The organism is Cryobacterium sp. GrIS_2_6 (genome assembly GCF_035984545.1).
In the GTDB taxonomy this organism is placed as follows: domain Bacteria; phylum Actinomycetota; class Actinomycetes; order Actinomycetales; family Microbacteriaceae; genus Cryobacterium.
In genome coordinates, this window is record NZ_JAXCHP010000001.1 from 761,994 (window position 1) to 777,118 (window position 15,125).

Sequence of the window (15,125 nt, forward strand, 5' to 3'; positions counted from 1 at the left end):
CCGATCCGACTCCTCTGCGACCGGGCCGGACTAGCTCGCCCGGAACAACTGCATCGACGCACCCGGCACGAGCAGGCGGGTGCCTGGGATGTGCTCGATGACGGCGTCGCTCAGGTCGTCGTGACTCGAATCCCAGAGCATCGAATACGAGGAGACGCCGGCGTGCTCTGGCAGCGTCACCGTCACGTCGCGCTCGCGGCCCTGCACGATGAGGAGGATACGGTTGAACTCCTCGAACTCGGGCGTCGACGCCGCGAGGTACTGCAGGGTGCGCTCCTTCGGGGAGTGCCAGTTGTCCTCAGACATCGACTTGCCCTCGATGTTGTACCAGTTCATCTCGCTCGCGCTCAGGGTGGTTTCGCCGGAGCGGCCGAACCACACCGGGCGGAGGGCCGGGTTCTCACGACGCAGCTGGAGCAGCTTCTTCGTGACACGGTGCAGGTCGATCTGCCAGTCGTCGAGGTCCCAGTTCAGCCAGGTCAGCTCGCTGTCGTGGCAGTACGCGTTGTTGTTGCCGCGCTGGCTGCGACCGAATTCGTCGCCGGCCGTCAGCATCGGGATGCCCGCGGAGAGCAGCAGCGTGCCGAGGAGGTTGCGCATCGCCTTGCGCCGGGTCGCGAGGATGGCGCGGTCGCGCGTCGGTCCCTCGGCCCCGTGGTTGAACGAGTTGTTGCTGTCGGTGCCGTCGCGATTGGATTCGCCGTTTCCGACGTTGTGCTTGACGTTGTACGCGGTCAGGTCGGCCATCGTGAAACCGTCGTGCGCCGTGATGAAGTTGAGCGACGCGAGCGGGCCGCGTTCGAGGGAGAAAGTGTTCGCGGAGCCGGCCAGTCGGGTCGCGAAGCGGCCGATGCCGCTCCCGGAGTGGCCGTCCCTGGCCGCCGCGATGTCGGTGAGCCAGAAGGAGCGCATCCGGTCGCGGTAACGGTCGTTCCACTCCGTCCAGCCGTCCGGGAAATTGCCGGTCTGCCAGCCGCCCATGCCCACGTCCCACGGTTCGGCGACGAGCTTGACGCCGGCGAGTTCCGGATCGGACTGGATGGACTTGATCAGGGGATGGTCGCGCTGGAACTCCACGTTGTCTCCGCGGCTCAGCGTCGCGGCGAGGTCGAAACGGAAGCCGTCGATCTGCACGTCGTTCGCCCAGTACTTGAGTGAGTCGAGCACCATCCGTCTCGGCACCTCGTTGGAGACGTTGAGGGTGTTGCCGCAGCCGGTCACGTCGATGTAGCCGCCCGCATCGTTCTGGCGGTAGTAGGTCGCGTTGTCGATGCCGCGGAGGCTGCTCGCGGGGCCGCCGGGACCCTCCTCGGCGGTGTGGTTGTAGACGACGTCGAGGATCACCTCGAGGCCGGCTTCGTGCAGGAGCTTGACCATGCCCTTGAACTCGCGCAGCACGGCTTCCGGACCTGCCGACTGGGACGCCATGGTCGCATAGTCGGCGTGCGGGGTGAAGAAGTTGAAGGTGTTGTAACCCCAGTAGTTGGTGAGACCCTGCTTGAGCAGACGCTGTTCGGAAACGAACGCCTGCACGGGGAGGAGCTCGACCGAGGTGACGCCGAGTTCCTTGAGATAGGCGATCGTCGACTCGTGCGCCAGGCCTGCGTAGGTGCCGCGAAGGTCGGCGGGAATGGCCGGGTTGAGCTTGCTGATGCCCCGCACGTGCGCCTCATAGACGACGGTGTGGTCGAGCGCGATCTTCGGCTTCACCGAACCGGCCCAATCGAAGGCGTCGTCGACGACGGAGGACTGCCACTGCTCAGGGCCGACCCTGACGAGGCCTCGCGAATAGGGCTCGACCATGGTCTTCTCGGGGTGGAACGAATTCGTGGGCGCGGCAGGCCCCGAGACACGGATGCCGTAGTGTCGGCCAGCGGACAGGGTGCGACTGCGACCGGACCAGACATTGTCCGCGTCGCGGGTCATCGGCACGGTCTTGACGATCCAGTTCGGGTCCGTGGCGTCGAAGATGCAGAGGTCCATGGCCTCGGCGTTCCGCGAATAGACACGGAGTTCGCCGACCCCGGCTGAAAGCCGCACGCCGAGGTTGTGCAGGGGATCGGCGTGAGTCATGCGTTCTAGAGTAATGAGTACGCAGACTGGCCGTGACCACCGGCGCACGCGCAGCCAGCCGAAAACCGAGCGGAAGAGGGTATTTTGTCGATTTATCTCGACCACGCCGCGACGACGCCGATGCTGCCAACGGCCATCGAGGCCTACGTCGACGCTATGAGCGTCGTCGGAAACCCCGCCTCCATCCACAGCCAGGGCCAGAATGCCAAGCGGATGCTCGAGGAAGCCCGCGAGACCGTCGCACGGAGTGTGGGCTGCGACCCGATCGAGGTCGTATTCACCGGGGGAGGCACCGAGGCGATCAACCTCGCCCTCAAGGGCCTGTTCTGGGCGCGTGCGCCGCGCAGGCGCATCGTCGTCCCCGGAGGCGAGCACCACGCGACCATGGACACCGTCGAGTGGCTCGAAAACCACGACGGCGCAGAACCCGGGTGGCTTCCGCTCGACCGGGCAGGCCGGGTTGACCCGGCCCGGGTGGCGGATGCCCTTGCGACAGGCGCAGAGGAGGTCGCACTGCTCAGCCTGCTTGCCGCGAACAACGAAGTCGGTACCCTGCAGCCCGTCGCCGAGATCGGCGAGCTGGCCGCCATCCAGGGGATCCCGGTGCATATCGACGCCGTGTCCGCGTACGGCCAGGTGCCGATCGACTTCCGCGCGCTCAGCGGCGCGGGCCGCACCGGCAGGTCTGGCGGCGCCGGAGGCTCTGCGGGCGGCATCGTCGCCCTCAGCCTCTCCGCCCACAAGATCGGCGGGCCGGTCGGCATCGGAGCACTCGTGCTGTCGCGCCGGGCCAGTATCGTCCCGCTGATCCACGGCGGCGGCCAGCAACGCCAGGTTCGGAGCGGTACCCAGGACGTCGCAGCGGCGATCGCGTTCGCGGCCGCGGCATCCGCCCTCGGCGACCTGCCCGCCCGCAACGTGCGCCTGAGGGCGCTCCGCGACCGGCTGATCGCGGGGGTGCTCGCCGTCGTGCCCACCGCGGTGCTCAATGGTGCGGCACCCGACGGGCCGGATGAACAGCGCTTGCCCGGCAACGCCCACTTCACCTTCCCCGGCTGCGAGGGGGAGTCGCTCCTCTTCCTGCTCGACGCCGCCGGAATCTCCGTATCGACCGGATCGGCGTGCCAGGCCGGCATCCCGGAGCCCTCCCACGTGCTGCGCGCCATGGGCCGCAGCGAGGCGGAGGCCCGCAGCGCCCTGCGGATCACCCTCGGCCGCGATTCGACGGACGCGGACGTCGATGCCTTCCTCGCCGCGCTGCCTGCAGCGCACGCCCAGGCCAGCCGCGCCGGCATGAACGACCGCGTGCCCACCCGCTGACTGCCCGCTGACCCAAAACGCTGACCCGCCCCGGGTCGCGGCCGCGCGGGTTTCCGCGGGCCGTGCCCGCCCGGGGTCGCGGCCGCGCGGATTTCGGCAGGCCGCGCCCGCCGTTTCGGGAGCGGCCTGCGGAAACGGGCGCGGTTCTCCGCCGGATCGCGGAGTTCCCCTCCAGGGCCGTGACGAAGCGCGCCGGCCGCGCGTTGGCCAAACCGGTCCGTCCGATTACACTTGCCCGGTGAAGGTTTTGGCAGCAATGAGTGGCGGAGTCGACTCCGCGGTGGCGGCGGCGCGCGCGGTTGAGGCGGGGCACGAGGTCGTCGGCGTGCACCTCGCCCTGAGCCGCATGCCCGGAACCCTGCGCACCGGCAGCCGCGGCTGCTGCACCATCGAGGACTCGATGGACGCCCAGCGGGCCGCGAACATCATCGGCATCCCCTATTACGTCTGGGACTTCTCCGAGCGGTTCAAGCTCGACGTCGTCGACGACTTCATCGCCGAATACGCGGCCGGCCGCACCCCGAACCCCTGCATGCGCTGCAACGAGCGCATCAAGTTCGCCGCCCTGCTCGACAAGGCGATCGACCTCGGCTTCGACGCCGTCTGCACTGGCCATTACGCGAGTATCCAGACGGATGCCGCGGGGAACCGCGAACTGCACCGCGCGAGCGCCTGGGCGAAAGACCAGTCCTACGTGCTCGGCGTGCTGACCGCCGAGCAGCTCGCGCACTCGATGTTCCCGCTCGGCGAGACGCCGTCCAAGGCTGAGGTGCGTGCGGAGGCCGCCGAGCGCGGCTTCTCGGTCGCGACCAAGCCGGACTCCTACGACATCTGCTTCATTCCTGACGGCGACACCCGCGGCTGGCTCGCCGAGCGCGTCCCGGCATCCGCAGGCGACATCCTCGACCGCGAAGGCAACACCCTCGGCAGGCACGAGGGCGCCGCCGCGTTCACCGTCGGCCAGCGCAAGGGCCTCCAGATCGGCACACCGGCCGCAGACGGCAAGCCGCGCTTCGTGCTCGAGGTACGCCCGATCACCAACACCGTCGTCGTCGGCCCGAAGGAGGCGCTCGCGATCGGCCTCATCGCCGGCTCGAAGTTCACGTGGACCGGCCTGGCGCCGGAGCACCCCGGGAACGCCTTCGACTGCGACGTGCAGATCCGCGCGCACGCCGACCCGGTGCCCGCCGTCGCGCAGGTCGTGAGCGTTCCGGTCCCGTCCGGCGCAGAACCGGCCGGTGCAGGAGCAACCGACGCAGACTCGGCCGGCGCAGTCGCGACCGAACTCGTCATCACGCCGCGCGAGCCCCTGACAGGCGTCGCCCCCGGCCAGACCGCGGTGCTCTACGTCGGCACCCGGGTGCTCGGCCAGTGCACGATCGACCGCACCGTGAGCGCCGTACCCGTGCCGTCCGCTGCCGTTGAACCAGCCCCGGTCGCCGTTCCCGCCGCCCGTGCCTGACGCCGCGAGCGCCGCGCCAGACGACTCCACGCCGCCGGAGCTCCAGCAGGCCGCCGCCGAGGTCGCCGACCTCACCTCGCGCATCATCGACGCCAGAGACGCGTACTACGAGCGCAACGAGGTCGTCATCTCCGACGCCGACTATGACGCGCTCGTCCGCCGGCTCGCGGTTCTCGAGGGTGAGTTTCCCGAGCTCGCGAGCCAGGACAGCCCCACCCAGACCGTCGGAGGCCGGGCCGAGACGAGCCTCTTCGCGCCCGTGCAGCACGCCGAGCGGATGCTGAGCCTCGACAACGTCTTCTCGGTCGAGGAATTCGAGGCCTGGGCCGCCAAGGTCGAGCGGGACGCCGGCCGCCCCGTTCACTACCTGTGCGAACTCAAGATCGACGGCCTCGCGATCAACCTCCGCTACGAGGACGGCGTGCTCGTCACGGCGGCGACCCGCGGCGACGGCGTCGTCGGCGAGGACGTCACCGAGAACATCTACTGGGTGCCCGGCATCCCCGAGCGACTGTCAGGCACCGGGCATCCGCCGCTGATGGAGGTGCGCGGCGAGGTCTTCTTCCCCGTCGTCGCCTTCGCGGACCTCAACGCCCAGCAGGTCGCCGCCGGGGAACGCCCCTTCGCCAACCCGCGCAACGCCGCGGCCGGCTCGCTGCGCCAGAAGGCGGAGGGCAAGAGCCCGGAGGCCCTGCGACTGATGCGAGCGCGGCTCGGCCGGCTGCGGATGCTCGTGCACGGCGTCGGAGCCTGGGCCGATCCGAAGGCCGACGCCCAGTCCGCGGTCTACGGACTCCTGGCCGGCTGGGGACTGCCGACGAGCAGCTACTTCCGCGTCGAGCCGGACGCGAGCGGGGCATCCGCCTTCATCGCGTACTACGGCGAGCACCGGGCGAGTGTGTCCCACGAGATCGACGGCATCGTGATCAAGGTCGACGAACTCGCCCTGCACGCCGAACTGGGCGCAACGAGCCGGGCGCCACGCTGGGCGATCGCCTACAAGTACCCGCCGGAACAGGTGAACACCAAGCTGCTCGACATCGTCGTCAGCGTCGGCCGCACCGGGCGCGCCACCCCCTTCGCCGTGATGCAGAAAGTGCGGGTCGCGGGCTCCGAGGTGCGGCAGGCCACCCTGCACAACCAGGACGTCGTGAAGGCCAAGGGGGTGCTGATCGGCGACACCGTCGTGCTGCGGAAGGCCGGCGACGTGATCCCCGAGATCCTCGGGCCGGTCGTCGAACTGCGCGACGGCAGCGAACGCGCGTTCGTGATGCCGGCGAACTGCCCGGAGTGCGGTACCCCGCTCGCGCCGGCCAAGGAGGGCGACATCGACCTGCGCTGCCCGAACGCGCGCAGTTGCCCGGCCCAGGTGCGCGGGCGTGTCGAGCACATCGGGTCCCGCGGCGCGCTCGACATCGAGGTGCTCGGCGAGGTGGCCGCGGCCGCCCTCACCCAGCCGACCGTGCCGATCGAGCCGCCGCTGCGCACGGAAGCCGGCCTCTTCGACCTCACCCTCGACGACCTGACCCCGATCGAGGTCGTCGTGCGCGATGCCGAGACCGGGCTGCCCCGCGAGGAGGCGGACGGCACGAACCGGCTGCGCACCCCGTTCCGGCGGAACCCGACGGCTGCAGAGAAGCGGGCAGGCCTCACCGGTCTGCAGCCGTCCTCGAGTGCGATCAAGCTGCTCGCCGAGATCGAACTCGCCAAAACGAAACCGCTCTGGCGCCTTCTGGTGTCGCTCAACATCCGCCACGTCGGCCCGGTCGCGGCGCGCGCCGTCGCCGGCCACTTCGGCAGCCTCGACGCGATCCGAGCCGCGACGCGCGACGAGCTCGCCGAGGTAGACGGCGTCGGCGGCATCATCGCAGACGCCATCATCGACTGGTTCGAGGTGGACTGGCACCGCGACATCGTGGACCAGTGGACCGCCGCCGGCGTTCAGTTCCGGACGCCGGGCCACCCGGGACCCGGCGCTGCCGCGGCCGCCGGGGGAGTGCTCGCCGGGCTCACCGTCGTCGCGACCGGGTCGATCGAGGGCTACACCAGAGAAGAAGCCCAGGAGGCGATCATCTCCGCCGGCGGAAAGAGCGCGTCGAGCGTGTCGAAGAATACCGACTTCGTGGCCGCCGGACCGGGCGCAGGTTCCAAGCTCACCAAGGCGGGGGCCCTCGGGCTGCGCATCCTCGACGCAGCGCAATTCCGGCTCCTCGTCACCGGCGGCCCCGCCGCGCTCGACGCGGCTGATGGCGCCGTCGCCGACGAGACCGTCGCCGACGAGACCGGCGCCGACGGGACAGACGGTACGGCCACGTCACCGACCGACTGACGGGGTCGGATCGGTCGCCGGTCAGTCCGGTTCGGGAACCGTCCGGTGATCGACCCAGCCGAGGACCATCCGGTTGAAGAGTCCGACGTTCTCGATGCTCCAGACGTGGTGCATGCCGGGAGCGATCCAGGTGAGTGTCTGCGGGAGCCTGCTGCGCAGTTCTGGAAAGCCGCGCCGCACCAGGCGCGATTCCTTCCCCCCGGCGACGGCGAGGAGCGGACCCCGGTAGTCGCCGAGCGAATCCGGGCAGCCGCCCCGGTTGACGTCCGCGAACACGCGTGCCGCGTTGTCTGCCCGGATGCCCAGGCCGTTGTCGACGAACAGGTCGACGGCGTCGGCAGGCAGCCCGAACGCCTTCGCCTGCGCCTTCCAGTACCAGGCCCGGTCCCACAGTCGCAGCTGGAGGGTGTTGAGGAACCGGGCAGCTCCATGGATGCCGGTCACGGGTGCGCCCGAGATCAGACAGGACCGGATCAGCGCCGGGTGCCGGGCCATCAGGTGCACGGCCACGAGCCCTCCGAGTGAGAGCCCGATCACGTGGGCGCTCCCGCCCCTGGCCCGGGAGCGGATGATCTCGGCCACGTCGTCAGCGGTGCGATCCAGCGAATGCCACTCTTCCCCCGACCGGGAGCCGAACCCCGGCAGGTCCGGTGTGAGGACGTGCCGGTCCGGCATGCCCTCGACTTGCGGCTGCCAGGACCAGGAGGCCACGGTGCCGCCGTGCAGCAACACGATCGTCTCCGAGCCAGGGGCCTCGGCGCCGTGCTCGAGCGGATACCCGGTCACCGTGCGGCCGTGACCAGGACGGATTCGGTCTCGTCCAGCCAGGCGAGTTCCGCCTCGGCGTGGACGATTCCGTTGCGGAGCGTCGCCCGTCGCAGGGCCTGGCCGATGGTTTCCGGTCGCCCGGGATCCCGGGCCTCGATCGTGGTCAGGCGCGCGAGCAGCCGGGCCGCTTCCTCCCTGCGCGCTCGAAGGAGTTCGCGGACGCCGTCGATTCCGAGCGCGCCGGCGAAGAAGATGCGCATCAGGAAGGACTCGTGCGGGGTCTCAGGTTCCAGCGGCGCCCTGAGCGCGGCGTCGAGGGCCGCGTGACCCGCCGGGGTGATCCGGTGTTCGCGCCGGTCGGGCTTGCCGTCCTGGGCGATGACCGTGACCTCGGCGAGTCCGTCAGCGACCAGGCGGCTGAGCGTGCGATAGATCTGGGACTGATCCGCAGACCAGAAATGAAGGACGGATGCCTCGATCCTCTTATTGAGGTCGTACCCGGAGAGGGGCGAGAGCTCGAGCATCCCGAGCAAAGCAATGGTCAGCGACATGCTTATATAAGATCACGCATATATGCCCTTGCGCAATACCCGGTTTCACTGCTCGAATATTTGCACCCGGACCGGGGACAAAGTTCATCCCCAACGGGCGCATTCTTCGATACTCTAAAAGTGCAGGGTGTGCACTTGATACCGTGCCGATCCACCGCTCGGTGTTCGTGAGGGGACGTACCCAGGTTTGCTGTTAGGCGCGGCAATTCTTCTTGCATCCTCGCTGGTATTCAATGGGGCCAGCGAGGCCTTTCAGGTGCACGAATACGCGGTCGTATCGAGCGACACCGACCTGGGACTGCAACCCGTCGGACTCGAACCGGTCGTGTCGATCGATGGAGACGTCAACTCCCTCCGCTTCCTGCGCGGGTCGAGCCTCCTCGCCGGGCTTGCCCGGCTCTCGGTCGCAGACATCTCGAGCTTCGTGCTGGACTTCCCCGAACAGCTCGACTCCCTCCTCGCTGTTCCGCCGGCCGCGACAGAGGTCACCGGCTGGTGGACGTCACTCGGCGGCACCGAACGCTCCTCGCTCATCGCCGCGGCACCCCGCCTCGTCGGCAACCTCGAGGGCATCCCGTTCCGGGAGCGTGGCCGGGCGAACGCCCGATACCTCAACGAGAGCATCACCGACACCCAGCAGCGCCTCGCGGGCACGCTGAGCGACGACGACCGCACGAGCGCCACCCACGAGCTCGTCATCCTCGACCAGGTGCGCACCGCCCTCAGGCAGGCCGACGCGGGACCGCGCCGCTCCCTGATCCTGCTCGACAGCACGGGCGGCGGTCGCGCGGCCATCGCGCTCGGCAATCCCGACACCGCCGACTACGTCGGCTTCCTCGTTCCCGGAATGAACTACACCGTCGAGGCCGAGATCGTGCACTGGACGGACACGGCGAACGCCCTGTACAGGGAACAGGAGAAGGTGCTCGCCGAACGCGCAGCCCAGGGGGCGGCCCAGGGCGCGGGCCAGGTGCATGCCGGCATCGCGACGGTCGCCTGGATCGGCTACGAGGTCCCCGACCTGTTCAGCGTCGGCGGCCTCGACAAGGCCATCGTCGGAGCCGACTTCCTCGAGAAGTCCTCGCTCGGCATCCGCTCGGACCGTGGGGCGCACCAGCCCTTCATCTCCGTCTATGCGCACTCCTACGGCTCGACCGTCGCGCTCACCGCCCTCGCCCGCGGCTCCTTCGATGTCGACGCCCTCGTGCTCGTCGGATCGCCGGGCAGCCAGATCCAGTCCGCCGCCAGCCTTCATGTGACCGGCGAGAACGTCTGGGTCGGCAAGGCCGACTGGGATCCGGCCGTCAATAGTGCCTTCTTCGGGAGTGACCCAGGGGCCGAATCGTACGGGGCGCATCCGCTCGGGGTCGGCGGTTCGACCGACCGGATCACCGGGGCCAGCCTCACGGCCTCGCTCGGCCACAACGCGTATTTCGAGCCAGGGAGCGAGTCGCTGCACAACATGGCGCTGATCGGAACGGACAACGCGGATTTGGTCACCAACGGCTCCGAATAGAATTGGGTATTCACCTCAACCACAATCGGAGCAACATGTCTGAAATCACGGCCGAGCAGGTTGCGCACTTGGCAAACCTCGCCCGGATCGACCTCAGCCCGGAGGAGATCACCCGCCTCACCGCCGAACTCGGCCAGATCGTGGACTCGGTGGCGAAGGTCGCCGAAGTCGCAACGCCCGAAGTTCCCGCGACGAGCCACCCGATGCCGTTGACCAACGTTTTCCGCGCCGACGTCGTCGTGCCGTCTCTGTCCGTCGAAGAAGCGCTTTCCGGCTCGACCGACCGCGACGGCGACAAATTCCGCGTGCCCGCGATCCTGGACGAGGAGTAACCATGACCGATCTCACCCGCCTCTCCGCCGCCGACCTGTCCATCCTCCTCACGAGCGGGGCCGTCAGCTCCGTCGAGGCAACGCAGGCCCATCTCGACCACATCGCGGCCGTCGACACCGACGTACACGCGTTCCTGCACGTGGCAGGGGCGAACGCCCTCGCCGCGGCCGCCGTCGTGGACGCCCAGCGCGCCGCCGGTGCCGTACTGGGTCCGCTCGCGGGCGTGCCCATCGCCATCAAGGACGTGCTCGCGACGCGCGACATGCCCTCGACCGCCGGCTCGAAGATCCTCGAGGGCTGGATCCCGCCCTACGACGCCACGGTCGTGCGGCTCGTCCGCGAAGCCGGGCTGATTCCGCTCGGCAAGACCAACATGGACGAATTCGCGATGGGCTCGTCCACCGAGTTCTCCGCGTACGGCCCGACCCACAACCCCTGGGACCTCGACCGGATTCCCGGCGGCTCCGGCGGAGGATCCGCCGCAGCGGTGAGTGCGTTCGAAGCGCCCCTGGCCCTCGGCAGTGACACCGGCGGATCGATCCGCCAGCCCGCAGCCGTCACCGGATCTGTCGGAGTCAAGCCGACATACGGCGGCGTCTCCCGTTACGGTGCGATCGCGCTGGCCTCATCGCTCGACCAGGTCGGACCGGTCAGCCGCACCGTCTACGACGCCGCGCTTCTGCACGACGTTCTCAGCGGCCACGACCCGCTCGACTCCACCTCGCTGACCGACCGCTGGCCCTCGATGGCCGCCGCCGCGATCGCGGGCCGGGTCGACGGTGCCCTCACCGGCGTCCGGATCGGTGTCGTCAAGGAGCTGTCCGGTCCCGGGTTCCAGCCCGGAGTCCTGCAGCGCTTCAACGAAACCCTCGCCATGCTCGTCGCAGCCGGCGCCGAGATCGAAGAGGTCAGCGCACCGAGCTTCGAATATGCCGTCGCCGCGTATTACCTGATCCTCCCCGCCGAGGCCTCGAGCAACCTCGCCCGCTTCGACTCGGTGCGTTTCGGCATCCGCGTGGACCCCGCAGAGGGACCGCTCACGAGCGAACGGGTCATGGCCGCGACGCGCGACGCCGGTTTCGGACCCGAGGTCAAGCGCCGCATCATCCTCGGCACCTACGCCCTGAGCGCAGGCTACTACGACGCGTACTACGGCAGCGCCCAGAAGGTGCGCACCCTGATCCAGCGCGACTTCGACGCCGCATTCGAGAAGGTCGACGTGTTGTTGTCCCCGAGCGCGCCGACGACGGCGTTCAAGTTCGGCGAGAAGATGGACGACCCGATGGCGATGTACCTCAACGATGTCACCACGATCCCGGCGAACCTCGCCGGCATCCCGGGAATGAGCCTGCCGATGGGCCTCGCGCCGGAGGACGGCCTGCCCGTCGGGCTGCAGGTGATGGCGCCCGCCAAGCAGGACGCCCGCCTGTACACCTTCGGTGCCGCCGTCGAGCAGCTGCTCGAAGCGCACTGGGGACACACCCTGCTCAGCCTTGCGCCGAAACTGGCACCCACACAAATGTTCGCGAGCGAAGGGGGAGCCGTCTGATGAAAAAGGCTGAACTGATGGATTACGACAAGGCCCTCGAACTGTTCGAGCCGGTGCTCGGCTTCGAGGTGCACGTCGAACTCAACACCAAGACCAAGATGTTCTGCGGCTGCGCCAACGAATTCGGCCAGGGCGCGAACACGAACACCTGCCCGACCTGCCTCGGTCTCCCCGGCGGGCTCCCACAGGTGAACGCGAAGGCGATCGAGTCGAGCATCCGCCTCGGGCTCGCCCTCGGCTGCGAAATCGCGGAATACTCGCGCTTCGCCCGCAAGAACTACTTCTACCCCGACACAGCGAAGAACTTCCAGACCTCGCAGTACGACGAGCCGATCGCGTTCAACGGGCAGCTCACGATCGAACTCGAGAGCGGCCGCCAGGTCACGATCGACATCGAACGCGCCCACATGGAAGACGACGCCGGCAAGCTCACCCATGTCGGCGGCGCGACCGGCCGGATCCAGGGCGCCGACTACTCGCTCGTCGACTACAACCGCGGCGGCGTGCCCCTCGTCGAGATCGTCACGCAGATGATCGAGGGCGGCGAGGCCGACTCTCCCGAGATCGGACGCACCTACGTTGCCGCGATCCGCGAGATCGTCAAGGCGCTCGGGGTGTCCAACGCGCGGATGGAAGAGGGCAACGTGCGCTGCGACGCCAACGTGTCCCTGCGCCCGCGCGGCTCCGGAAAGCTCGGCACCCGCACGGAGACCAAGAACGTCAACTCGCTCCGCAGCGTCGAACGTGCCGTCCGTTACGAGATCCAGCGCCAGGCCGCACTCCTCGCCGCCGGCGGAACGATCACGCAGGAGACCCGGCACTGGCACGAGGACACCGGCATCACGTCCGCAGGCCGGCCCAAGTCCGACGCCGACGACTACCGCTACTTCCCGGAGCCCGACCTCGTCCCCGTCGCGCCCTCCCGCGCCTGGGTCGAAGAACTTCGCGCCACCCTGCCGGAGCCGCCCGCGGCACGCCGCAAGCGCCTCCAGGCCGACTGGGGCTTCGCCAACCTGGAGTTCCAGGACGTCGTCAACTCCGACCTGCTCGACGCGGTCGAGGCCACCGTCGCAGCCGGGGCATCCGCCCAGTCCTCCCGCAAGTGGTGGACCGGCGAGGTCGCCCGTCTCGCGAACGTCGCCGGCGTCTCCGCGGACTCCCTCGTCGAGCCGGTGCAGCTCGCCGCGCTGATCGAACTCGTCACCGCGGGAACGCTGACCGACCGCCTGGCCCGCCAGGTGCTCGAGGGTGTCATCGCCGGCGAAGGCACCCCGCTCGAGGTCGTGGACATCCGCGGTCTTGCCGTCGTTTCCGACGACGGCCCGCTCATCGAGGCCATCGATCTCGCTCTCGCCTCCCAGCCCGACGTGCTCGCGAAGATCCGCGACGGCAAGGTCCAGGCGGCCGGCGCCGTGATCGGTGCCGTCATGAAGGCCATGCGTGGGCAAGCGGATGCCGCGCGGGTACGGGAACTCGTCCTCGAGAGGGCAGGAACGGCCGAGTAATGGCCCTCTGGAAGCGACGTGAGCCCGCACCGGACGGGGCCGCGAGCCGCGCCGTTTTCGGCGTCGGGATGCAGGTCCTGGTGCGGCTCGACCGGAGCCGCTACCCGGAGTCGATGGTCGAAGACCCCATCGGCGTCATCGTCGGCGCGGGGGACACCGACGGCGCGGCCCTCTACGCCCCGGTCTCCGGTCGGGAGGCGATCTGGACCGTGCAGTTCGACGAACCCTTCTACGGGCTCGACGGCTCGGGCCCGCACGAGTCAGCCCGGGTCGCCCAGACCTCCCTCGAACCGGCCCCGGAAGCGTGATCGCGATGAGCGCAGCCCAGGAACGTTTCGATTCCGCGAGTGCTGAGTCCACGGCGACCCCCGCTGACATTCGTCGCTGGCGCCAGTACCTCGCCGATGAACGCGCGGAGGCCGCGGTCTACCGCGACCTCGCCTCCCGCCGGACCGGTGAGGAGAAGGAGATCCTGCTCGCCCTCGCCGAGGCGGAAGCCCGCCACGAGGCGCATTGGCGGGACCTGCTCGGCGACCAGGCCGGCCCGCCGAAACGTGGAGCGGTGCGCACCCGGTTCCTCGGGTTCCTCGCGAGACGATTCGGTTCCGTCTTCGTGCTCGCGCTCGCCCAGCGGGCGGAAGCGCGCTCGCCATACGATTCCGACGTCGACGCGACGAAGACGATGGCTGCCGACGAACGCATCCACGAGGAGGTCGTGCGCGGACTCGCCGCCCGCGGACGCCAGCGCCTCGCCGGGTCGTTCCGAGCAGCCGTGTTCGGCATCAACGACGGGCTCGTCTCCAACCTCGCCCTCGTGCTCGGTATCGGCGCGACCGGCGTTCCCGCTGCGACCATCCTGTTCACGGGCATTGCCGGCCTGCTCGCCGGCGCACTGTCGATGGGCGCGGGCGAGTACGTCTCGGTGCGGTCGCAGCGGGAGTTGCTCGAGGCATCCACCCCCCAAGCGACTGCGCGCACGGTGCTCTCGCACCTCGACCTCGCCGCCAACGAGCTCACGCTCGTATACCGGGCGCAGGGCGTGGCCGCGGAAGAGGCCGAGGCGCAGGCCCACGAGGTGCTGCGCACCCTGACCATGGCGACCGGACCGGTTTCGGTTGCCGCCCCGGTCCAGGGCGCCGACACCGCGCAAGGGGGACTCGACCCCGCGACAGACGAGAACGAGGCGATCGGAACCGGCTGGGGCGCCGCGTCCTCGAGCTTCTGCTTCTTCGCCTCTGGTGCCATCCTCCCCGTGTTGCCGTACCTGTTCGGCCTGGAGGGGCTTGCGGCGATCCTGGTCGCGTCCGTGCTCGTCGGTCTCGCCCTCCTCGCGACGGGTGCGATCGTCGGCCTGCTCTCCGGCGGGCCGCCGCTTCGGCGTGCGCTCCGCCAACTGCTGATCGGCTTCGCGGCCGCCGGGGTCACGTACGTGCTCGGCCTGCTCTTCGGCACCTCGCTCGGGTAGCGCCTTCGAGATCGATCCGTGGCCGGGGGTCGGGCTCCGCGCGGCGCCGGACGTTGCACAGTCCATCCACTACGAACGGAGTCTCACCGCTCGTCCGCGGTGTTGGTGTCTGCTGCCTCGGGCCCGCACTCGGTGGTGAATTCAGGAGATTCTTGGGGTCGGGTGGGATCGGCCGCACTGGTGCGCTGGCCGGTGCTGCCCGCCCAGGCGGATCTCCTGAGTTAGCCACCACAGGCCCGGCGCACTCGTTTTCA

Annotated in this window: 12 protein-coding genes; 9 read left to right on the forward strand and 3 right to left on the reverse strand. The window is 69.3% G+C overall.

Translation table 11 applies throughout. The annotated features are described in order from the left end of the window. Positions 1-30 precede the first annotated feature (30 nt). On the reverse strand, positions 31-2,073 hold the full coding sequence (gene glgX, locus RCH22_RS03675) for a glycogen debranching protein GlgX (protein ID WP_327012891.1): 2,043 nt from the start codon (positions 2,071-2,073) through the stop codon (positions 31-33). 84 nt (positions 2,074-2,157) lie between these two features. On the opposite strand from glgX, the gene RCH22_RS03680 reads away from it, so the two are divergent. The 3 genes from RCH22_RS03680 to ligA all read left to right on the forward strand — a co-directional run bounded on the left by RCH22_RS03680 (position 2,158) and on the right by ligA (position 7,184). Then, positions 2,158-3,393, forward strand: a complete 1,236-nt coding sequence (locus RCH22_RS03680; RefSeq protein WP_327012892.1) for a cysteine desulfurase family protein — start codon at positions 2,158-2,160, stop codon at positions 3,391-3,393. Between the two features lie 238 nt (positions 3,394-3,631). Next, complete coding sequence (mnmA, locus tag RCH22_RS03685) at positions 3,632-4,855, forward strand: tRNA 2-thiouridine(34) synthase MnmA (RefSeq protein ID WP_327012893.1); 1,224 nt, start codon at positions 3,632-3,634, stop codon at positions 4,853-4,855. After that, on the forward strand, positions 4,848-7,184 hold the full coding sequence (gene ligA, locus RCH22_RS03690) for an NAD-dependent DNA ligase LigA (RefSeq protein WP_327012894.1): 2,337 nt from the start codon (positions 4,848-4,850) through the stop codon (positions 7,182-7,184). The genes mnmA and ligA overlap by 8 nt, the downstream gene beginning before the upstream one ends. A 21-nt stretch (positions 7,185-7,205) precedes the next feature. On the opposite strand, the gene RCH22_RS03695 is transcribed toward ligA, so the two are convergent. Together RCH22_RS03695 and RCH22_RS03700 are read right to left on the reverse strand one after the other, a co-directional pair. Beyond that, on the reverse strand, positions 7,206-7,970 hold the full coding sequence (locus RCH22_RS03695) for an alpha/beta hydrolase (protein ID WP_327012895.1): 765 nt from the start codon (positions 7,968-7,970) through the stop codon (positions 7,206-7,208). After that, positions 7,967-8,503, reverse strand: a complete 537-nt coding sequence (locus tag RCH22_RS03700; protein WP_327012896.1) for a PadR family transcriptional regulator — start codon at positions 8,501-8,503, stop codon at positions 7,967-7,969. The genes RCH22_RS03695 and RCH22_RS03700 overlap by 4 nt, the downstream gene beginning before the upstream one ends. A gap of 256 nt (positions 8,504-8,759) precedes the next feature. Here RCH22_RS03700 and RCH22_RS03705 point away from each other — a divergent pair, with 256 nt between their 5' ends. Genes RCH22_RS03705 through RCH22_RS03730 form a run of 6 tightly spaced genes read left to right on the forward strand, consistent with a single transcriptional unit; the run spans position 8,760 to position 14,871 of the window. Beyond that, complete coding sequence (locus tag RCH22_RS03705; protein ID WP_327012897.1) at positions 8,760-10,019, forward strand: alpha/beta hydrolase; 1,260 nt, start codon at positions 8,760-8,762, stop codon at positions 10,017-10,019. Between the two features lie 35 nt (positions 10,020-10,054). Beyond that, positions 10,055-10,351, forward strand: a complete 297-nt coding sequence (gatC, locus tag RCH22_RS03710) for an Asp-tRNA(Asn)/Glu-tRNA(Gln) amidotransferase subunit GatC (RefSeq protein WP_134447662.1) — start codon at positions 10,055-10,057, stop codon at positions 10,349-10,351. Between the two features lie 2 nt (positions 10,352-10,353). Then, positions 10,354-11,901 (forward strand): Asp-tRNA(Asn)/Glu-tRNA(Gln) amidotransferase subunit GatA, encoded by a 1,548-nt coding sequence (gene gatA / locus RCH22_RS03715; RefSeq protein WP_134447664.1) that lies wholly within the window; start codon positions 10,354-10,356, stop codon positions 11,899-11,901. Further along, positions 11,901-13,406, forward strand: coding sequence for an Asp-tRNA(Asn)/Glu-tRNA(Gln) amidotransferase subunit GatB (gene gatB / locus RCH22_RS03720; protein ID WP_327012898.1), 1,506 nt, complete (start codon positions 11,901-11,903; stop codon positions 13,404-13,406). Before gatA ends, gatB begins: the two co-directional genes overlap by 1 nt. After that, complete coding sequence (locus RCH22_RS03725; protein WP_327012899.1) at positions 13,406-13,714, forward strand: hypothetical protein; 309 nt, start codon at positions 13,406-13,408, stop codon at positions 13,712-13,714. Before gatB ends, RCH22_RS03725 begins: the two co-directional genes overlap by 1 nt. Before the next feature lie 5 nt (positions 13,715-13,719). Beyond that, a complete protein-coding gene (locus RCH22_RS03730; protein WP_327012900.1) occupies positions 13,720-14,871 on the forward strand; it encodes a VIT1/CCC1 family protein in 1,152 nt (383 codons plus the stop codon). The last annotated feature ends 254 nt before the right edge of the window (positions 14,872-15,125 follow it).